The 19,714-nt window shown below is 62.3% G+C and carries 20 protein-coding genes; 15 read left to right on the top strand and 5 right to left on the bottom strand.

All coding sequences use genetic code 11. From position 1 onward, the window contains the following. The first annotated feature begins 101 nt into the window (after positions 1 to 101). The 7 genes from minD to ACTJKT_RS05765 all read left to right on the top strand — a co-directional run bounded on the left by minD (position 102) and on the right by ACTJKT_RS05765 (position 6,922). On the top strand, positions 102 to 914 hold the full coding sequence (gene minD, locus ACTJKT_RS05795; RefSeq protein ID WP_009050222.1) for a septum site-determining protein MinD: 813 nt from the start codon (positions 102 to 104) through the stop codon (positions 912 to 914). Beyond that, on the top strand, positions 914 to 1,168 hold the full coding sequence (minE, locus tag ACTJKT_RS05790) for a cell division topological specificity factor MinE (RefSeq protein ID WP_007928666.1): 255 nt from the start codon (positions 914 to 916) through the stop codon (positions 1,166 to 1,168). The genes minD and minE overlap by 1 nt, the downstream gene beginning before the upstream one ends. A gap of 117 nt (positions 1,169 to 1,285) precedes the next feature. Continuing rightward, positions 1,286 to 1,921: an RluA family pseudouridine synthase gene (locus ACTJKT_RS05785; protein WP_007928667.1), complete on the top strand. Its 636-nt coding sequence runs from the start codon at positions 1,286 to 1,288 to the stop codon at positions 1,919 to 1,921. Positions 1,922 to 2,076: 155 nt separating this feature from the next. Next, on the top strand, positions 2,077 to 2,913 hold the full coding sequence (locus tag ACTJKT_RS05780) for a hypothetical protein (protein WP_440786462.1): 837 nt from the start codon (positions 2,077 to 2,079) through the stop codon (positions 2,911 to 2,913). Between the two features lie 105 nt (positions 2,914 to 3,018). After that, positions 3,019 to 4,308 (top strand): M18 family aminopeptidase, encoded by a 1,290-nt coding sequence (locus ACTJKT_RS05775; RefSeq protein WP_053280404.1) that lies wholly within the window; start codon positions 3,019 to 3,021, stop codon positions 4,306 to 4,308. A gap of 202 nt (positions 4,309 to 4,510) precedes the next feature. Then, entirely contained in the window at positions 4,511 to 4,687 is a 177-nt protein-coding gene (locus tag ACTJKT_RS05770; protein ID WP_007927853.1) for a hypothetical protein, read from the top strand. Between the two features lie 78 nt (positions 4,688 to 4,765). Continuing rightward, the gene (locus ACTJKT_RS05765) at positions 4,766 to 6,922 is read left to right on the top strand and encodes a mechanosensitive ion channel family protein (protein WP_097304639.1); all 2,157 of its coding nucleotides are present in this window, start codon (positions 4,766 to 4,768) and stop codon (positions 6,920 to 6,922) included. A gap of 53 nt (positions 6,923 to 6,975) precedes the next feature. Here the strand turns inward: ACTJKT_RS05765 and phnR are convergent, their stop codons facing one another. Then, a complete protein-coding gene (phnR, locus tag ACTJKT_RS05760; RefSeq protein ID WP_097304640.1) occupies positions 6,976 to 7,689 on the bottom strand; it encodes a phosphonate utilization transcriptional regulator PhnR in 714 nt (237 codons plus the stop codon). A gap of 363 nt (positions 7,690 to 8,052) precedes the next feature. Here phnR and ACTJKT_RS05755 point away from each other — a divergent pair, with 363 nt between their 5' ends. The 6 genes from ACTJKT_RS05755 to ACTJKT_RS05730 all read left to right on the top strand — a co-directional run bounded on the left by ACTJKT_RS05755 (position 8,053) and on the right by ACTJKT_RS05730 (position 13,363). Continuing rightward, complete coding sequence (locus ACTJKT_RS05755; protein WP_025805607.1) at positions 8,053 to 9,120, top strand: ABC transporter substrate-binding protein; 1,068 nt, start codon at positions 8,053 to 8,055, stop codon at positions 9,118 to 9,120. Between the two features lie 115 nt (positions 9,121 to 9,235). Beyond that, positions 9,236 to 10,042 carry an alkaline phosphatase family protein gene (locus ACTJKT_RS05750; RefSeq protein WP_440786461.1) on the top strand — a complete coding sequence of 269 codons (807 nt, stop codon included), beginning with the start codon at positions 9,236 to 9,238 and terminating at the stop codon, positions 10,040 to 10,042. Next, the gene (locus tag ACTJKT_RS05745) at positions 10,039 to 10,884 is read left to right on the top strand and encodes an ABC transporter permease (protein WP_440786460.1); all 846 of its coding nucleotides are present in this window, start codon (positions 10,039 to 10,041) and stop codon (positions 10,882 to 10,884) included. Before ACTJKT_RS05750 ends, ACTJKT_RS05745 begins: the two co-directional genes overlap by 4 nt. Then, positions 10,871 to 11,671, top strand: coding sequence for an ABC transporter permease (locus tag ACTJKT_RS05740; RefSeq protein WP_440786459.1), 801 nt, complete (start codon positions 10,871 to 10,873; stop codon positions 11,669 to 11,671). The genes ACTJKT_RS05745 and ACTJKT_RS05740 overlap by 14 nt, the downstream gene beginning before the upstream one ends. Continuing rightward, complete coding sequence (locus tag ACTJKT_RS05735; RefSeq protein WP_440786458.1) at positions 11,668 to 12,672, top strand: ABC transporter ATP-binding protein; 1,005 nt, start codon at positions 11,668 to 11,670, stop codon at positions 12,670 to 12,672. Before ACTJKT_RS05740 ends, ACTJKT_RS05735 begins: the two co-directional genes overlap by 4 nt. A gap of 37 nt (positions 12,673 to 12,709) precedes the next feature. Continuing rightward, complete coding sequence (locus ACTJKT_RS05730; RefSeq protein WP_023966499.1) at positions 12,710 to 13,363, top strand: HAD family hydrolase; 654 nt, start codon at positions 12,710 to 12,712, stop codon at positions 13,361 to 13,363. A 111-nt stretch (positions 13,364 to 13,474) separates the two neighbouring features. On the opposite strand, the gene ACTJKT_RS05725 is transcribed toward ACTJKT_RS05730, so the two are convergent. Continuing rightward, a complete protein-coding gene (locus tag ACTJKT_RS05725; RefSeq protein WP_440786457.1) occupies positions 13,475 to 14,437 on the bottom strand; it encodes a zinc-binding dehydrogenase in 963 nt (320 codons plus the stop codon). A 138-nt stretch (positions 14,438 to 14,575) separates the two neighbouring features. Here ACTJKT_RS05725 and ACTJKT_RS05720 point away from each other — a divergent pair, with 138 nt between their 5' ends. Continuing rightward, entirely contained in the window at positions 14,576 to 16,660 is a 2,085-nt protein-coding gene (locus ACTJKT_RS05720) for a carboxy terminal-processing peptidase (protein WP_440786456.1), read from the top strand. A gap of 133 nt (positions 16,661 to 16,793) precedes the next feature. Further along, on the top strand, positions 16,794 to 18,620 hold the full coding sequence (locus tag ACTJKT_RS05715) for a bifunctional diguanylate cyclase/phosphodiesterase (protein WP_440786455.1): 1,827 nt from the start codon (positions 16,794 to 16,796) through the stop codon (positions 18,618 to 18,620). Here the strand turns inward: ACTJKT_RS05715 and ACTJKT_RS05710 are convergent. From ACTJKT_RS05710 to ACTJKT_RS05700, 3 genes are read right to left on the bottom strand one after another with little or no spacing between them, the layout of a single operon-like run. Next, entirely contained in the window at positions 18,556 to 18,987 is a 432-nt protein-coding gene (locus ACTJKT_RS05710) for a sel1 repeat family protein (protein ID WP_440786454.1), read from the bottom strand. The genes ACTJKT_RS05715 and ACTJKT_RS05710 overlap by 65 nt on opposite strands. Beyond that, entirely contained in the window at positions 18,988 to 19,359 is a 372-nt protein-coding gene (locus ACTJKT_RS05705) for a hypothetical protein (protein WP_003179080.1), read from the bottom strand. After that, positions 19,356 to 19,697 (bottom strand): helix-turn-helix domain-containing protein, encoded by a 342-nt coding sequence (locus ACTJKT_RS05700; protein WP_053280555.1) that lies wholly within the window; start codon positions 19,695 to 19,697, stop codon positions 19,356 to 19,358. Before ACTJKT_RS05700 ends, ACTJKT_RS05705 begins: the two co-directional genes overlap by 4 nt. Positions 19,698 to 19,714 lie beyond the last annotated feature (17 nt).

Here is a 19,714-nt window from a genome sequence, read left to right as displayed (position 1 = left end):
AGGTGTCAACCGACCTCCAGCCAAGGCTGTCCGACTGCAGTAGTTTTCAAGAGATGTTTTTCAGGGGCTAAAAAGTCCTTCTTCCTTAGGGGTGAAACACCTTGGCCAAGATTCTCGTGGTTACATCCGGCAAGGGTGGTGTGGGTAAGACCACCACCAGCGCCGCTATCGGTACCGGCCTCGCTCTGCGCGGTCACAAAACTGTCATCGTCGACTTCGACGTCGGCTTGCGTAACCTCGACCTGATCATGGGTTGCGAACGTCGCGTGGTGTATGACTTCGTCAACGTGGTCAACGGCGAAGCCAACCTGCAGCAAGCCCTGATCAAAGACAAGCGCCTGGAAAACCTCTACGTATTGGCCGCCAGTCAGACCCGCGACAAAGACGCGCTGACCCAGGAAGGCGTGGAAAAAGTACTGATGGAGCTCAAGGAGACCTTCGATTTCGTGGTCTGCGACTCCCCGGCCGGTATCGAGAAAGGTGCCCACCTGGCCATGTACTTCGCCGACGAAGCGATTGTCGTGACCAACCCGGAAGTTTCCTCGGTACGTGACTCCGACCGCATGCTCGGCCTTCTGGCCAGCAAGTCCCGTCGCGCCGAAAGAGGCGAAGAGCCGATCCAGGAACACCTGCTGATCACCCGCTACCACCCGGAGCGTGTCGAAAAAGGGGAAATGCTCGGCGTCGAAGACGTCAAGGAAATCCTCGCTGTGCGCCTTCTCGGCGTAATTCCGGAATCCCAGGCAGTGCTCAAGGCCTCCAACCAGGGCGTGCCGGTGATTCTCGACGACCAGAGCGATGCCGGTCAGGCCTACAGCGATACCGTTGATCGCTTGCTGGGCAAGGAAAAGGAACACCGGTTCCTCAATGTCGAGAAGAAGGGATTCTTCGAGCGCCTGTTTGGAGGTAGGTAATGAACCTTTTTGACTTCTTTCGTGCCAGCAAAAAAGTAAGCACCGCGTCGGTAGCGAAAGAGCGTCTACAGATCATCGTGGCGCATGAACGCGGCCAACGCACTACCCCCGATTACTTGCCTGCCTTGCAGAAGGAACTGGTGGAAGTAATCCGCAAGTACGTCAATATCGGGTCCGATGACGTGCACGTCGCTCTGGAAAACCAGGGCAGCTGCTCGATCCTGGAACTCAATATCACCCTGCCTGATCGCTGATCGATTCGGTTGGAGCCACGGCGGCTCGATCCCTCGGTTTTTCTACAGGAGCAAGCCTGCTCCTGTAGAAGCCGGGTTGATCGAGCCGCCGTTGGCGTTTGTTACGAGGCTGTTTTAATGCCGCTGTCGAATATCCGCATCATTCACCAGGACGCCGCCGTCCTGGTGGTGGACAAGCCCACCCTGCTGCTCTCCGTGCCCGGCCGGGCCGATGACAACAAGGATTGCCTGATAACCCGCCTGCAGGAAAACGGTTACCCGGAAGCCCGTATCGTCCATCGGCTGGACTGGGAAACCTCCGGCATCATCCTGCTGGCCCGCGACCCCGACACCCACCGCGAACTGTCCCGGCAATTTCACGACCGCGAGACCGAAAAAGCCTACACCGCGCTGTGCTGGGGCCAGCCGGAACTGGACAGCGGCAGCATCGACCTGCCACTGCGCTATGACCCGCCGACCAAACCGCGGCACGTGGTGGACCACGAATTCGGCAAGAACGCCCTGACCTTCTGGCGGGTGCTGGAGCGCTGCGGCGACTGGTGCCGCGTCGAGCTGACCCCGATCACCGGGCGCTCGCACCAGTTGCGGGTGCATATGCTGTCCATCGGTCACCCGCTGCTGGGCGACGGCCTGTACGCGCACCCGCAAGCGCTAGCCGCCTGGCCACGCCTGTGCCTGCACGCCAGCATGCTCAGCTTCACCCATCCGCAGAGTGGCGAACGCCTGCGCTTCGAGTGCCCGGCCCCCTTCTGATCGAGAGCGGCCGCCCTAGCGGGACGCCCCTCGATTGAGGGGCACACTCCCAAGAAAAATCCGATCAAAAATAAAGATTGGTCTGAATAATTTGTTATGAATTTGTGAAAAAAATATTAAAATAGTGGCTATTCGACATTAAGGCAGGAAGCCCCGTGCTCAGCAGTCAGCCATTTCAACGCGATTACCCTTTCACCTTCTGCTTTCTCAATACCACCCTGCACCTTCGTGAAAAACCTTCGGCAGACGCCTGCGCAGCCCTCGAAAAACTCATCCGCCAACGTCACGAACACAAGCAGACCCGCGCCAGCGCGCCCTTGGCGAGCGGCGAGACACCGCTGTTCGCCAAAGTGCAGCCCCTGGATACGCTCAAGGCGAAAGTTCGCGTCACCCTGGGCAAGCCCCAGCGCAACGGCCGCTTCGACTGGCCGCTGGAAGAGCTGATCAACACCGTCGAAGCCCAGCGACGCGGCGTACAGATGTCCGACCTTGAAGGATTCGGCTATACCCGGGACCGCCTGGGACTGGTACAGGAATACTTCATCCTTACCCGTCTGCTGGATGATTACATCGACGGCGTACAGTGGTTGCGCAACAACCCGGACAAGATCGAGCCCTTTATCCGCGATGCGTTCGGACTGCTGCACTCCCTCGCGCAAAAGAACATCACCCACATGGATTTCTGGGCCGGCAACATCATGATCAGCCCCCAGGCTCCGCTCAAGGCCATCGACTTCGAGAACTGCTTCGCCACCATCACGCCCCATCCCAGCGAGACCCTGGGTTTTCAGTTGGGGTTCTTCTATCGTCGCGAAGTCTACAAACTGATCACCGAAGCGCAGTACGACGCGCTGGTGGAGGAATACCTCGATCAACTGCCGGGCATCTGCGCAGAGAAATTCACCGAGGTTTACCAGGCCAGCAAGCATGAATATGTGGGCCGCAAGCAGCGCCGCGAAGTGTTCCTCAAGGGCAACCTGATCACCGGTTGAGTCGTTTTCCCGGCTGCGATGAATGTTGTCTCCCTCAACGGCATTGCGCCTGCAATGCCGCGAGCCGATACGGTAAACTCGCGCCACTGCTGTCTGGAGTTACTTATGCGCGAAGAGTTGAACCAGGGCCTGATCGACTTCCTCAAGGCCTCCCCTACCCCTTTCCATGCAACCGCCAGCCTCGTTCAACGCCTGGAGGCCGCAGGCTACCAGCGTCTCGACGAGCGCGAGCCATGGACCACCGAAGCCAACGGTCGCTACTACGTCACCCGCAATGACTCCTCCATCGTGGCCGTCAAGCTGGGTCGGCATTCGCCCCTGCAAGGCGGGATCCGCATGGTCGGCGCGCACACCGACAGCCCGTGCCTGCGGGTCAAGCCGCAACCGGAGCTGCAACGCCAGGGCTTCTGGCAACTGGGCGTGGAAGTCTACGGCGGTGCCTTGCTGGCGCCCTGGTTCGACCGCGACCTGTCGCTGGCCGGCCGCGTCACCTTCCGTCGCGACGGCAAGGTTGAAAGCCAGCTGATCGACTTCAAGGCGCCCATCGCGACCATCCCCAACCTGGCCATTCACCTCAATCGCGAAGCCAACCAGGGCTGGGCCATCAACGCCCAGACCGAACTGCCGCCGATCCTCGCGCAATTCGCCGGTGACGAGCGGGTCGACTTCCGCGCGGTGCTGACCGACCAGCTGGCCCGCGAACACGGCCTGAACGCCGATGTGGTGCTCGATTACGAGCTGAGCTTCTACGACACCCAAAGCGCCGCGGTGATCGGCCTGCACGGCGACTTCATCGCCGGCGCGCGCCTGGACAACCTGCTGTCCTGCTACGCCGGCCTGCAAGCCTTGCTCAACGCCGACACCGAGGAAACCTGCGTGCTGGTCTGCAATGACCACGAAGAAGTCGGTTCCTGCTCGGCCTGCGGCGCCGACGGCCCGATGCTCGAGCAGACCCTGCGCCGCCTGCTGCCCGAAGGCGACGAGTTCGTGCGCACCATCCAGAAGTCGCTGCTGGTCTCGGCCGACAACGCCCACGGCGTACACCCCAACTACGCCGACAAGCACGATGCCAACCACGGCCCGAAACTCAACGCCGGCCCGGTGATCAAGGTCAACAGCAACCAGCGCTACGCCACCAACAGCGAAACCGCCGGTTTCTTCCGCCATCTGTGCATGGCCGAGGAAGTGCCGGTGCAAAGCTTCGTGGTGCGCAGCGACATGGGCTGCGGCTCGACCATCGGCCCGATCACCGCCAGCCACCTGGGCGTGCGCACCGTGGATATCGGCCTGCCGACCTTCGCCATGCACTCGATCCGCGAATTGTGCGGCAGCCAGGACCTGGCCCATCTGGTGAAGGTCTTGAGCGCGTTCTACGCCAGCCGCGACCTGCCGTAAGCCCTCTTCTGTAGGAGCAAAGCTTGCTCGCGATGAACGATGACGCGGTCGTCCAGTACCTCCGCGTCGCCGCCATCGCGAGCAAGCTTCGCTCCTACAAGACGCGAAAACCCAGGCGTCGAGGCATTTCTGATGCACATCAACCCGAACTCCGCCAAAGCCACCTAGACTGGTGAGTATCTCCTCCGACAAGGCTGTCGCCATGATCTCGATGTCTTCGTTCCACGCCATGCTCATTCCCATTCTCTCGGGGATGATCCTGCTGGCCATCGGCTACAACTTCCGCGACAAGAATGCCGGCATCTTCAGCATGTGGGCCGGTATGCTGCTGATCCTCGGTACCGTGATCTACAAGATCCTCGCCAAACTCGCCGAATAAATGCGCCGTCCAGGCTCGCATTGGTATTAGCTGCCTCGTACACTCGGTCGATCCGCTTTTTCTGAGGTTGACCGCCCAGTGTTTGCTCGTCTTTCCGTTCTGCCCTACTGCCTGTTTCTCTGTCTCCTGACCCTGTTGCCGCTGTCATCGGCCCAGGCGGTGGGTTTGCCGGGCCTGCTCAACAGCGGCAAAACCCAGCCACAAGCCGAGCAGCCCCTGGGACAGTCGCTGGATGAAGTGATCAAGTCCCTGGAAAACGACCAGCAACGCACCCAGTTGCTGACCGACCTGAAAAAGCTCCGCGACGCCACGAAAAAAGCCCAGACACCTGCCGAAGAAGGCGTGCTCGGCCTGATCGGCGGCACCCTGTCCAGCTTCGAAAAACAGTTCTCCGGCGCCGACAGCCCGATCACCCGCTGGTCGAACGAATTCGATCAGGCCCAGGATGAACTGGCGGCCCTGATGCTGCCGGCCAGCGAATGGCTGCCGATCATCTTCGCCTTCGCCCTGATCCTGATGGTCTGGAGCCTGTTGGCGGCGGCGCTGATCTGGCTCAGTCACCGCCTGCGGGAGCGTTTCGGCCTCACCGAAGAACTGCCGCAACACCCCAAGACCTGGGACCTGCTGCGCTTCGCCCTGCGCAAACTGGGGCCCTGGCTGATCGCCCTGATCATGACCGTGTACATGACCTACAAACTGCCGTCGTCCCTGGGCAAGGACCTGGCCATGGTCCTGGCTTATGCGCTGGTGGTCGGCACCTGCTTCTCGGCGATCTGCGTGATCGCCTTTTCCGTGCTGGACGGTCCGAATCGCCACCGCGCGCTGTACATCCTGCGTCGCCAGGCCTTCCGGCCGTTGTGGCTGATCGGCAGTTTCGCCGCCTTCGGCGAGGCCCTGAGCGACCCCCGGCTGATCGCCAGCCTGGGCAGCCACCTGGCGCACACCGCGGCCACCTTCGCCAATGTGATGGCGGCCCTGTCCACCGGGGTGTTCATCCTGCGTTTCCGGCGGCCGATCGCTCACCTGATCCGCAACCAGCCGCTGTCCCGCCGCCTGACCCGCCGCGCCCTGAGCGACACCATCGAGATCATCGGCACCTTCTGGTACCTGCCGGCACTGGTACTGGTGGCCATTTCCCTGTTCGCCACCTTCATTTCCGCCGGCGACACCAGCACCGCCCTGCGCCAGTCGCTGATCTGCACCGTGCTGCTGGTGCTGTGCATGGTGATCAACGGCCTGGTGCGCCGCCATTCCCTCAAGCCCCAACGCGGGCACAAGCGCCACGCCCTGTACTCCGAGCGCCTGAAAGGCTTCTTCTACACCCTCGCCCACCTGGTGGTGTGGCTGGTGTTCATCGAACTCGGCCTGCGGGTCTGGGGCATGTCGCTGATCCGCTTCACCGAAGGCGACGGCCACGAAATCAGCGTCAAGCTGTTCGGCCTCGGCGGCACCCTGCTGTTCGCCTGGCTGATCTGGATCCTCAGCGACACCGCGGTGCACCACGCCCTGACCCGATCGCGCAAAGGCCTGGCCAATGCCCGGGCGCAGACCATGATGCCGCTGATCCGCAACGTGCTGTTCGTGGCGATCTTCATCATCGGCCTGATCGTCGCCCTGGCGAACATGGGCATGAACGTCACGCCGCTGCTGGCCGGTGCCGGGGTGATCGGTCTGGCCATCGGTTTTGGCGCCCAGTCGCTGGTGGCCGACCTGATCACCGGCCTGTTCATCATCATCGAGGACTCCCTGGCCATCGACGACTACGTGGACGTCGGCGGCCACCTGGGTACCGTCGAAGGCCTGACCATCCGCACCGTGCGCCTGCGGGACATCGACGGCATCGTGCACACCATCCCGTTCAGCGAAATCAAGAGCATCAAGAACTACTCCCGGGAGTTCGGCTATGCGATCTTCCGGGTGGCCATTCCGTACAACATGGACATAGACGAGGCCATCAAGCTGATGCGCGATGTCGGCCAGAAGATGCGCACCGACCCGCTGCAACGGCGCAATATCTGGTCGCCGCTGGAGTTCCAGGGGGTGGAAAGCTTCGAATCCGGCAACGCGATCCTGCGCGCCCGCTTCAAGACCGCGCCGATCAAACAATGGGAAGTGTCGCGAGCCTTCAACCTGTCCCTCAAGCGCCACCTCGACGAAGCCGGAATGGACCTGGCCACGCCACGCATGAGCGTGCAAGTGATCACCGCCGGCGGCGGGCCTGAACAAGAGGCGTAAAACGCCCTGGCGGGCGTTATCGCGAGCAAGCTCGCTCCTACAAGGGAGCGGGCTCAGACTACATCGACGCCGACATGGATCGCGTCGTGGCGCCAGAACTCCAGGTCGCAGTCGATCAGGCGCTGGTGCTGGTCGTAATTGACCCGGGCGATCCGCAGCCCGGGACTGCCCGCCGACACCTTCAGCGCCGCCGCGGCTTCCACCGGCAAGGAGGTCGGCACGATCTCGAAGCGCACCCGACCGTAATGCAGGTCGTAGTGCCGCGCATACAGCTCGGTGATCGACTGGTTCAGGTCGAACTCGAGAATGCCCGGGAAATACTGCGGATTGAGGTAGTGCTCCACATACAGCACCAGGCGCTCGTCGATGCGCCGTACCCGACGGATCTGGATCACGCTGGACAGCGCCGGCAGCTGCAGCCAGGCACAGACCGCCGCTGAGGCCGGTTGCAGGCGCGCCGAAATCATCTCGGTCGACGGCACCCGCCCCTGGGCGCTGACCATCGCGTGAAAGTGGCTGCGCTGCATCAGGTTGTAGGCCAGGCGCGGTGGCGAGACGAACCAGCCGCGCCGCTCCTCGCGATAGATCTGGCCCTGGGCCTCCAGCTGCAACAAGGCTTCGCGCACGGTAATCCGGGTGGTACCGAACAACTCGCTGAGCTTGCGCTCGGCCGGCAGCTTGCTAGCGGGCGCCAACAACCCGTGATCGATCTGTTCCTGCAGGACCTGCCCAATGGCTGTCACCGCCTTGACTGCCTCTTCGCGCATCAACGTTACCTATCTGGACTAGACCAGTACTGTTTCAGGGCAAAACGTGCCTGGAAAAAAGGCCCTCAGCCTTCACCGAGAGCCTAGGCACTGCATATGACTGACAGATGACAAAGCCGCCCAACGGCTGTGCCAGAGGCCTGCAATTGGCTGGCCAAGTCCTTTCATATCAGCCGTTTAGCCTTGGTCTACGCTTATCTCGCAGCCCCGCGCCTGCCGCCCGCGAATGCCTTGCAGGACTGATGCCGACATCAAAGTGTCATCCAGCCGGCTTAGATTGGCTCAGGTATTGCTGACCTAGACCAACCCAACCGCAAACGTTAGATAAAAACGCAGCGTTGAACACGCCCAAAGGAGCTTCGGATGAAACAGCTTTTCCTGGCATCACTGTTAGGCTCGACCATCGCCATGTGCACCGCCGCCATGGCCGCTGATACCGACTTGAAGACCCTGGAAGCCGCGGCGAAAGCTGAAGGCGCCGTCAACAGCGTCGGTATGCCCGACGACTGGGCCAACTGGAAAGGGACCTGGGAAGACCTGGCCAAGAACTACGGCCTCAAGCACATCGACACCGACATGAGCTCGGCCCAGGAGATCGCCAAGTTCGCCGCCGAGAAAGACAACGCCAGCGCCGACATCGGCGACGTGGGCGCGGCCTTCGGCCCGATCGCGGTCAAGCAGGGCGTGGTCCAGCCTTACAAGCCAAGCACCTGGGACCAGGTCCCGGCCTGGGCCAAGGACAAGGACGGCAACTGGGCGCTGGCCTACACCGGCACCATCGCCTTCATCATCAACAAGAAGCTGCTGCACGGTTCCGAAGCACCGAAAAGCTGGGCCGACCTGGAGAAAGGCAAATACAAGGTCTCCATCGGCGACGTGAGCACCGCGGCGCAGGCTGCCAACGGCGTGCTGGCCGCGGCCATCGCCAAGGGCGGCGATGAAAAGAACCTGCAGCCGGCGCTGCTGATGTTCGCCGAGATCGCCAAGCAGGGTCGTCTGTCGCTGGCCAACCCGACCATCGCCACCATGGAAAAGGGTGAAGTGGAAGTCGGCGTGGTCTGGGACTTCAACGGCCTGAGCTACCGCAACAAGATGGTCAACAAGGACGACTACATCGTGCTGATCCCGTCGGACGGCTCGGTGATCTCCGGCTACACCACTATCATCAACAAATACGCCAAGCACCCGAACGCGGCCAAGCTGACCCGTGAATACATCTTCAGCGATGCCGGGCAGATCAACCTGGCGCGCGGCAATGCTCGTCCGATCCGCGCCGAGCACCTGACCCTGCCCGCCGAAGTCCAGGCCAACCTGCTGCCCAACGAGCAGTACAAGAAAGTCACGCCGATCAAGGACGCCGACGCCTGGGAGAAGACCTCCAAGGCCCTGCCACAGAAATGGCAGGAAGAAGTGATCATCAACATGCAGTAATGCTGCATCCGTGTAGGAGCGAGGCTTGCCCGCGANAACCGCAGTGCCCCCATCGCGGGCAAGCCTCGCTCCTACACAGGATTGTTTTATCTTGCCTTGCGGAGTCACCCGCCCTATGAAGCACAACGTCATCCTTGTCGTGCTCGACGGCCTCAACCACGAGGTCGCCCGCCATGCCATGGGACACCTTCAGGCCTATGTCGGCGCAGGACGCGCCGCGCTGTACAAACTGGAATGTGAACTGCCGGCCCTGTCCCGACCGCTCTACGAATGCATCCTCACCGGGGTACCGCCGCTGGACAGCGGCATCGTGCACAACAACGTCTCGCGCCTGTCCAACCAGCGCAGTATTTTCCACTATGCCAGCGCCGCCGGGCTCAGCACCGCCGCCGCGGCCTATCACTGGATCAGCGAGCTGTACAACCGTTCGCCGTTCGAGCCGGCCCGGGACCGGCATACCGACAACAAGAAGCTGCCGATCCAGCATGGGCATTTCTACTGGAACGACCACTACCCCGATTCCCATCTGTTCGCCGATGCCGAACACCTGCGGCTGCGCCATGCGCCGAACTTTCTCCTGGTGCACCCGATGAACATCGACGACGCCGGGCACAAGCACGGCCTCGACACCCCGCAGTACCGCAACAGCGCACGCGCGGCCGACATCATCCTCGCCGACTACCTGCAAGGCTGGCTCGACGCCGGCTACCAGGTGCTGGTGACGGCCGACCACGGCATGAACAACGACCGCTCGCACAACGGCCTGCTGCCCGAGGAGCGGGAAGTGCCGCTGTTCGTCCTCGGCGATGCGTTCAGCTTCAGCCCTGTCGCTACGCCGGATCAGACCGAGCTGTGCGGCACCATCTGCGAATTGCTCGGCGTACCCCACGACAAACCTGTATGCCGGGAGTTGCTGAAGTGAATGCATTCACCCGCGGCAAATGGCTGGCGATCCTCTGCCTCTTGCCCTTTGCCCTGTTCTTCATCGTGTTCCAGATCGCCCCGCTGCTCTGGGTGCTGGTCAACAGCCTGCAATCGGAAGAGTTCGGCTGGGGCCTGGCCAACTTCAACAAGATCTTCAGCTCGAAGTTCTATCTGCAAGCCATCCAGTACAGCCTGGAGATCAGCTTCTGGTCGAGCCTGTTCGGTATCGTCATCGCGATTCTCGGCAGCTACTCATTGCGCCGGGTCGACTCGAAGCTGCGCAACTTCGTCAACGCCTTCGCCAATATGACCAGCAACTTTGCCGGCGTGCCCCTGGCGTTCGCCTTCATCATCCTGCTGGGCTTCAACGGCAGCATCACCATCATGCTCAAGCAGGCGGGGATCATTCAGGACTTCAACCTGTACTCCAAGACCGGCCTGATCATCCTCTACACCTACTTCCAGATCCCCCTGGGCGTGCTGCTGCTCTACCCGGCCTTCGACGCCCTGCGCGAAGACTGGCGCGAGTCCGCCGCATTGCTCGGCGCCAGTGGCTGGCAGTTCTGGCGCCACATCGGCCTGCCGGTGCTAACCCCGGCGCTGCTGGGGACCTTCGTGATCCTGCTGGCCAATGCCCTGGGCGCCTATGCCACGGTCTATGCGCTGACCACCGGCAACTTCAACGTGCTGCCGATCCGCATCGCCGCCATGGTTTCCGGCGACATCTCCCTCGACCCGAACATGGCCAGCGCCCTGGCCGTGGTCCTGGTGGCGCTGATGACCCTGGTGACCATCGTCCATCAGCTGCTGTTGAAGAGGAGCTACCATGTCTCGCGCTGAACCCGGCTCCGCCGCCCTCTATCACCGGTTCGTGGTCTACCTGCTGTTCGCCATCCTCCTGCTGCCTCTGGCCGGCACCCTGATCTACTCCATCGCCAGCAGCTGGTCGGCGACCATCCTGCCCAGCGGCTTTACCCTCAAGTGGTACATCCAGCTGTGGAGCGACCCGCGCTTCCTGCATGCCTTCGGCCAGTCGCTGCTGGTCTGCGTCGGCGCCCTGATCCTGTCGGTGGTGCTGATCCTGCCGCTGCTGTTCGTGGTGCACTACCACTTCCCGCGGCTCGACGCGCTGATGAACATCCTGATCCTGCTGCCGTTCGCGGTGCCGCCGGTGGTGTCCTCGGTGGGCCTGCTGCAACTCTACGGTTCCGGCCCGTTCGCCATGGTCGGCACACCGTGGATCCTGGTCGGCTGCTACTTCACCGTGGCCCTGCCCTTCATGTACCGGGCGATCACCAACAACCTGCAGGCGATCAACCTGCGCGACCTGATGGACGCCGCCCAGTTGCTGGGCGCCAGCACCTGGCAGGCAGCCTTCCTGGTGGTGCTGCCGAACCTGCGCAAGGGCCTGATGGTGGCCCTGCTGCTGTCGTTCTCGTTCCTGTTCGGTGAGTTCGTGTTCGCCAACATCCTGGTGGGCACCCGCTACGAAACCCTGCAGGTCTACCTGAACAACATGCGCAACAGCAGCGGCCACTTCACCAGCGCACTGGTGATTTCCTACTTCTTCTTTGTGCTGGTTCTGACCTGGGCCGCCAACATCTTGAACAAGGACAAAAGCCAATGAGCTTCGTCAGCGTCCAACACCTGCAGAAAAGCTACTCTCCATCAGGGCATGTAGGCACCCCGGTGTTCAGCGACATCAACTGCGAAATCCACAAGGGCGAATTCGTCACCCTGCTCGGCCCGTCCGGCTGCGGCAAGTCCACCCTGCTGCGCTGCATCGCCGGCCTGACCCCGGTGGACGCCGGCAAGATCCTCCTCGACGGCCACGACATAGTCCCCCTGAGCCCACAGAAGCGCGGGATCGGCATGGTGTTCCAGAGCTATGCGCTGTTCCCCAACATGACCGTGGAACAGAACGTGGCCTTCGGCCTGCGCATGCAGAAGGTCAACGCCGACGAGAGCCGCAAGCGCGTGCTCGAAGTCCTGCGCCTGGTGGAGCTGCACGACTTCGCCAGTCGTTATCCCCATCAACTGTCCGGGGGCCAGTGCCAGCGCGTGGCCCTGGCTCGCTCGCTGGTGACCCGTCCGCGCCTGTTGCTGCTGGACGAGCCGCTGTCGGCGCTGGACGCACGGATCCGCAAGCACCTGCGCGAGCAGATCCGGCAGATCCAGCGCGAACTGGGGCTGACCACGATTTTCGTCACCCATGACCAGGAAGAAGCCCTGACCATGTCCGACCGCATCTTCCTGATGAACCAGGGCAAGATTGTCCAGAGCGGCGACGCCGAGACGCTCTACACCGCACCGGTGGATGTGTTCGCCGCCGGCTTTATCGGCAACTACAACCTGCTGGATGCCGAGAGTGCCAGCAAGCTGCTGCAACGGCCGATCAACGGGCGTATCGCGATTCGTCCCGAGGCCATCGAACTGCGCAAGGACGGCGAACCCGACGCACAGATCCGCAGCCACAGCCTGCTGGGCAACGTAATCCGCTACCGGGTCGAGGCCCGTGGCGTGGAACTGGTGGTGGATGTGTTGAACCGCTCGCCGGACGACCTGCACCCCGACGGTCAACGCCTGGCACTTTCCATCGATCCCACGGCCCTCTGTGAGGTAGCCTGATGACTTTGACGCAGACGATTAAGAGAGAGCGGTACTAATGGCCCTGGCAATTTTTGATCTGGACGAAACCCTGATCCACGGCGACTGCGCCACCCTCTGGAGCGAACAGATGGGGCGCCTGGGCTGGGTCGACAGCGAGTCTTTCATGCGCCGCAACAATGAGCTGATGGACGCCTACAGCCACGGCAAGCTGGCCATGGAGGAGTTCATGGCCTTTAGCCTGGAGCCGATGGCCGGCCGTACCCCGGAAGAGGTCGGGCACCTGGTCGGTCCCTGGGTCGAGGATGTGATCGAGCCGATCATTTTCAGCGACGCCTGCAAGGCCATCGCCGCACACCGCAAGGCCGGCGACCGGATCCTGGTAATCTCGGCCTCGGGCACCCATCTGGTCCAGCCCATTGCCGAACGCCTGGGCATCGATGAAGTCCTGGGGATCGAGCTGGAGGTGCTGCACGGGGTCTACAGCGGCAATACCCTGGGCACCCTGACCTACCGCGAAGGCAAGGTCACCCGCCTGCTGGAATGGCTGGATGCCGAAGAAGAAAACCTTGAAGGCGCGAGCTTCTATTCCGATTCGCGCAACGACCTGCCGCTGCTGCTGAAGGTCGACTACCCGCACGTGGTCAACCCGGACCCGGTGCTGCGCGAACACGCGGAAAAGGCCGGCTGGCCGATCCACCACTGGAAATAAACGCCTCTGTAGCCGCTGCCGAAGGCTGCGATCGCCCACAACGTGGGCGCAAGATCTGAAGATCGCTGAAGCCCTTCGGGCTTATCGCAGCCTGCGGCAGCGGCTACAGGATCACACCAAAGTCTCGTCGATCACCAACACCAGCTTGCCCGACACCTGGTTGGTCGCCAGCTCGGCAAAGGCCGCCTCGGCGTCCTTGATCGGGAAGGTCATGGCCAGCTGCGGGCTCAGGCGCCCTTCGGCGAACAGCGGCCAGACATGCTGGCTGAGGTCGCTGAACAGATCGGCCTTGAACTGCTCGTCGCGGCTGCGCAGGGTCGAGCCCAGCAACTGGATGCGCTTGCCGAGGATCTGCGCCAGGTCCAGCTGGGCCTCGCGCCCGCCCATCAGCCCGATCAGCACCCAGCGCCCATCGAGGGCCAGCAGCTTGACGTTGTGCGCCGCATAGTTGGCGCCGACCGGATCCAGGATCACATCGAACGGCCCGAAATCCCGCAGGCCTTCCAGGCCATCGGTGCGCACCACGCCGCCCTGGGCCCCCAACGCTTCACAGTAGGCCAGGCGGTCGGCAGAACCGACGCTGACCCAGCACGGGTTGCCGAAAGCCTTGCACAGCTGGATCGCCGCCGAACCGACGCCGCTGGCGCCAGCGTGCAGCAGGACCTTTTCCCCCGGTTTGAGGGCCGCCAGCTGGAACAGGTTCAGCCAGGCGGTGCTGTACACCTCGGGCAGCGCCGCCGCTTCCGCCAGGGACAGCCCTTCCGGCACCGGCAGGACATGACGGGCATCGACCACCACTTCCTCGGCCATGCCGCCACCGGCCAGCAGCGCGCAGACCCGATCGCCGACCTGCCACGCAGAACCCGGGCCGACCTCGCTGATCACGCCCGAGCACTCCAGGCCCAGCACCTTGCTGGCGCCCGGTGGCGGAGGATAGAGCCCGGCCCGTTGCAACAGGTCGGCCCGGTTCAGTCCCGCAGCTGCCACGCGGATTCGCACTTGTCCTACGTCGCACGTCGGACTCGGCTCTTCAACCCACTCCACATGACCTTCAACGCCTTGCAATGCTTTCACAGTGCCTCCATAGTGAGTCTGGACTGAGCCCGGAGCTGTAGCACCGGGCTTTTTGCATTATGCGACCGGCCCTTGTGGAACCGGCGACTTCAAAGACGGCCTAATATGCGTTATCAATTGCCCCCGCGTCGAATCAGCATGAAGCATTTGTTCCCCAGCACCGCCCTCGCTCTTTTCATTGGTCTCGGTCTGCTGCCGATGTCGACCAATACGTTCGCAGCCAATAGCTGGGACAAACTTCAGCCGGATCGCGACGAGGTAATTGCCAGCCTCAATGTCGTCGAGCTGCTCAAGCGTCATCATTACAGCAAGCCATCGCTGGACGACGCGCGCTCGGCGATCATCTATGACAGCTACCTGAAGCTGCTGGACCCGTCGCGCAGCTACTTCATGGCCAGCGACATCGCGGAATTCGACAAGTGGAAAACCCAGTTCGACGACTTCCTGAAGAGCGGTGACCTGAACGCCGGCTTCATCATCTACAAACGCTACCTGGACCGCGTCAAGGCGCGTCTGGACTTCGCCCTGGCCGAGCTGGGCAAAGGCGTCGACAAATTCGACTTCACCACCAAGGAGTCCCTGCTGATCGATCGCAAGGACGCCCCTTGGCTCAAGACCACCGCGGAACTCGACGACCTGTGGCGCAAGCGCGTCAAGGACGAAGTCCTGCGCATGAAGATCGCTGGCAAGGAACCCAAGCAGATTCAGGAAACGCTGACCAAGCGCTACAAGAATCAGCTCGCCCGCCTGGACCAGACCCGCGCCGAAGATATCTTCCAGGCGTACATCAACACCTTCGCCATGTCCTACGACCCGCACACCAACTATCTGTCGCCGGATAACGCGGAGAACTTCGACATCAACATGAGCCTGTCGCTGGAAGGCATCGGCGCCGTGTTGCAGAGCGACAACGACCAGGTCAAGGTCGTGCGCCTGGTGCCGGCCGGCCCGGCGGACAAGACCAAGCAGGTGGCACCGGCGGACAAGATCATCGGCGTGGCCCAGGGCGACAAGGAAATGGTCGACGTGGTCGGCTGGCGCCTGGACGAAGTGGTCAAGCTGATCCGCGGTCCGAAAGGCTCGGTGGTGCGCCTGGAAATCATCCCGGCGAGCAACGCGCCGAACGACCAGACCAGCAAGATCGTCTCCATCACCCGCGAAGCGGTGAAGCTGGAGGAGCAGGCGGCGAAGAAGTCGATCCTCAACCTCAAGCAGGACGGCAAGGACTACAAGCTCGGGGTGATCGAGATCCCGGCCTTCTACCTGGACTTCAAGGCCTTCCGTGCCGGCGATCCGGACTACAAGAGCACCACCCGTGACGTCAAGAAGCTGCTGACCGAGCTGCAGAAAGACAAGGTCGACGGCGTGGTCATCGACCTGCGCAACAACGGCGGCGGCTCCCTGCAGGAAGCCACCGAACTGACCAGCCTGTTCATCGACAAGGGCCCTACCGTGCTGGTGCGTAACGCCGACGGCCGGGTCGACGTGCTCGAAGATGAAAACCCTGGCGCCTTCTACAAAGGGCCGATGGCGCTGCTGGTCAACCGCCTCTCGGCTTCGGCCTCGGAGATTTTCGCCGGTGCCATGCAGGACTATCACCGCGCACTGATCATCGGTGGCCAGACCTTCGGCAAAGGCACCGTGCAGACCATCCAGCCGCTCAACCACGGCGAGCTGAAACTGACCCTGGCCAAGTTCTACCGGGTTTCCGGGCAGAGCACCCAGCATCAGGGCGTGCTGCCGGACATCGATTACCCGTCGATCATCGACACCAAGGAAATCGGCGAAAGCGCCCTGCCCGAAGCCATGCCGTGGGACACCATTCGCCCGGCCATCAAGCCGGCGGTGGATCCGTTCAAGCCGTTCCTCACGCAGCTGAAATCCGAGCATGACGCGCGCTCGGCCAAGGACGCCGAGTTCGTCTTCATCCGCGACAAGCTGGCCCTGGCCAAGAAGCTGATGGCGGAAAAAACCGTCAGCCTCAACGAAGCCGAACGTCGGGCGCAGCACGCCGACATCGAGGCCAAGCAACTGGCGCTGGAAAACATCCGCCGCAAGGCCAAGGGTGAAGAGCCGCTCAAGGAGCTGAAGAAAGAAGACGAAGACGCCATCGCGGCCGCCGATCCGGACAAGACCAAGCCGGAAGACGACGCTTACCTGAGCGAAACCGGGCGAATCCTCCTCGATTACCTGAAGCTCAACACTGCGGTAGCCAAGCACTGAGATGATGGCAATTTAATGCTGACGCTCCTCGGAGCGTCATCAAACAGTCATCATTCTGTCGTGAAATAAAGGACCGGGCGCTGCTCTTGAATCAAGGGCGCGCCCGGTCCTTTTTTTATCGACAGAGATCGCCATGACCACGACCGAACAGCTGAGTGCCTTGAGCTCAATCCTGGCTCAAAGCGGTTTGCACAGTCTGTTCCAGCCGATCATCTGTCTCTCCGAACGGCGCATTCTCGGCTATGAAGCCTTGACCCGCGGCCCGTCCAACAGCCCGCTGCACTCCCCTGTCGCCCTGTTTGCCGTGGCCCGCCAGGTCGGACGCCTCAGTGAGCTGGAAATCGCCTGTCGCCAGAGCGCTTGCAAGGGGTTCAGCGAGCAGCAGTTGCCCGGCAAGCTGTTCCTCAACGTGTCCCCGGAATCATTGCTGGAGGCCGCCCACCAGCCCGGCCGCACCCTGCAATTGCTGCAGGACTTCGGTATCCCGCCGAGCCAGGTGGTGATCGAACTCACCGAACAGACGCCGATCGACGACTTCCAGCTGCTGCACAATGCGCTGCATCACTATCGGGACATGGGTTTCTCGATTGCCCTGGACGACCTCGGCGCCGGTTATTCGAGCCTGCGCCTGTGGTCCGAGCTGCGTCCGGACTACGTGAAGATCGACCGGCACTTTATCGACGGCATTCACCAGGACGCCCTCAAGCGCGAATTCGTCGGCTCGATCCTGCAAATTGCCAAGGCCTCCCGCGCCCAGGTGATCGCCGAGGGCATCGAAGTGGCGGAAGAGCTGGAGGTGCTCACGGAAATGGGCGTGGACCTGCTGCAGGGCTACCTGCTCTGCCGCCCCCAGGAACATCCGCCCCGCGATGGCCGCAACCTGCTGCCCAAGCGCGAAAGCACTCCCGCGACGCTCAACGACGAAGGCAGCGACCTCAGTGCCCTGCTCAACGAACAACCAGCGGTGGCGCGCAACATACCGACAGCCACGGTACTGGAAGCCTTCCGTCGCCAGGCCAACCTCAACTCGCTGGCGGTGCTCGACGAACAGGGCCAGCCTTGCGGCATCGTGCACCGCCATTCGTTGTCCGACGCCCTGCTCAAGCCCTTTGCCACCGATCTGTTTGCCCGCAAGCCCATCAGCCGCCTGATGAACGATGACTTCCTCGCGGTGGAGCTCAGCCAGTCGCTACAACAGGTCAGCCGCTTGATCACCAGCCGCGCCCGGCAACGGATCGAGGAGGATTTCATCATCACCCTCAACGGCGGCTACCTGGGCCTGGGCCGGGTGATCGATGTGCTCAAGCTGATTACCGAGCTGAAGATCCAGCAGGCGCGTTATGCCAACCCGCTGACCCTGCTGCCTGGCAACGTACCGATCCAGCAGTGCCTGACCCACCTGCTGCAACAAGGACGGGAATCGCTGATCTGTTATGTGGACATCGACAGCTTCAAGCCCTTCAACGATATCTATGGCTACGGCCGTGGCGATGAAGTGCTGCTGTGTCTGGCGCAGTGCCTGAATGACCGGGTGGACCCCAGCCGCGATTTCGTCGGCCATATCGGCGGCGACGACTTTCTCCTGGTATTGGGCCCCGAAGACTGGCAAAAGCGCCTGAACCAGCTGCTGGACGACTTCCACAGCCAGTGCCGGCGTTTCTATCGCAGCGAACACCTGGAAGCCGGCTGCTTCATCGCCCCCAACCGCCAGGGCATTCGCCAGGAGTTCGCCCTGCTGTCACTGTCCATTGGCGTGGTGCATCTGTATCCACAGGCCTGTGGACAACTCGATGCCAGCCAGTTGGCCGAGCTGGCCTCGCAAGCCAAGCACCACGCCAAGAACGTGCCGGGCTACAGCATTCATGTGATCGACAGCCGCCAGGTGGCCGGCGGCTTTACGACTGACGCGGCCCCGCTAGCGGATCCGGCGCACTCGACTGATTCAGCTGCGCCAGCTTGACCTCGGCCAGGGGGTGCCCGGCTTTCGCCGCCAGCGTCCACCAACGGGTCGCTTCTGCCGCATCCGCAGCCTTGCTGGGTGAGCCGGCCAGGCTGATGACGCCCATCTGATAGGCCGCCTTGGCGTCCCCGGCCAAGCCGGCAAGACGCAACAGGCGTATGCCTTCTTCACGGGCCCCCAGGCCCTGGCCACGAAAGGTCAGGATATGGCCATAAAAGCTCTGTGCGCCGACGTCCCCCAGGTTCGCCATGCGCGCCAGTTGCCCTTCCAGCCAGTGCCAGCCCCGGGGTTGTCGCACAAACCAGGGCCAATGAAACAACCGGCGGGCCAGCCAGTAGCCGGCCCGCGCCTTGAGGCGCCAGTACACTCAGGCCTCCGCCGACTCAGGGTATTCGTACTCGAATACACGCACCACTTCCGAGGCATGCCATGAGGCGGCCGCCACCCCGTCGGAAGGCCCGGAAAAACGTCCGAGGCGCTCCACACACTCGAAAAAACCGGTGCGTGGCAAACGGCTCGCCCCCTGGCTGATCACCAGCGAACTGCGCAACGGCTGCTCCGCACGCGCATCCAGCGCGGCCAGATGCTCAAGGGCCGCGGTCAGGGTCTGCATGGCGGGGCTGGGTAGCTGCAAGCGCTCAAGCAGAGCGCGATAGGTCAAAAGATGGCGTTGCCGACGGGCCTGGTCGAGTTCCCCCAACAGGCCATCCCAATGTTGACGACTGATCCTTACGCTCACGATTCATCCCTCCAACCCGGAACCGTCAATTCCCAGGCCAGGCTACGGCGTATAGCGGCGTCCGGTTGACGCTCACCGCTTTCAATCATGGCCAGATATGACGGACTGATACCTACCGTACGGGCAAGCGCCTCGATGGCGATTCCCTTGGTTTCGCGCAAACTGCGGAGTTGATCCAGACCCGGAAGCGGCTGGTCGGCTGCGGTTGCGACAGGCCCCCTGGCCTCTCGCGAAGATTGATCGGTGACACCTGCGGCCTTTAGCAAAGCCTGATACTGAGCCCATGGCAGAACCGCATACTCGGGCTCGCCATCGCGTGCAATTATCTGAATATCCATTACTACCCCGTAGGACG

It is taken from the genome of Pseudomonas sp. 22526, assembly GCF_052044735.1.
In the GTDB taxonomy this organism is placed as follows: Bacteria; Pseudomonadota; Gammaproteobacteria; order Pseudomonadales; family Pseudomonadaceae; genus Aquipseudomonas; species Aquipseudomonas piscium.
The sequence above is the reverse complement of the archived record's forward strand: the minus strand, read 5'-3'. Positions and strand labels throughout refer to the sequence as shown.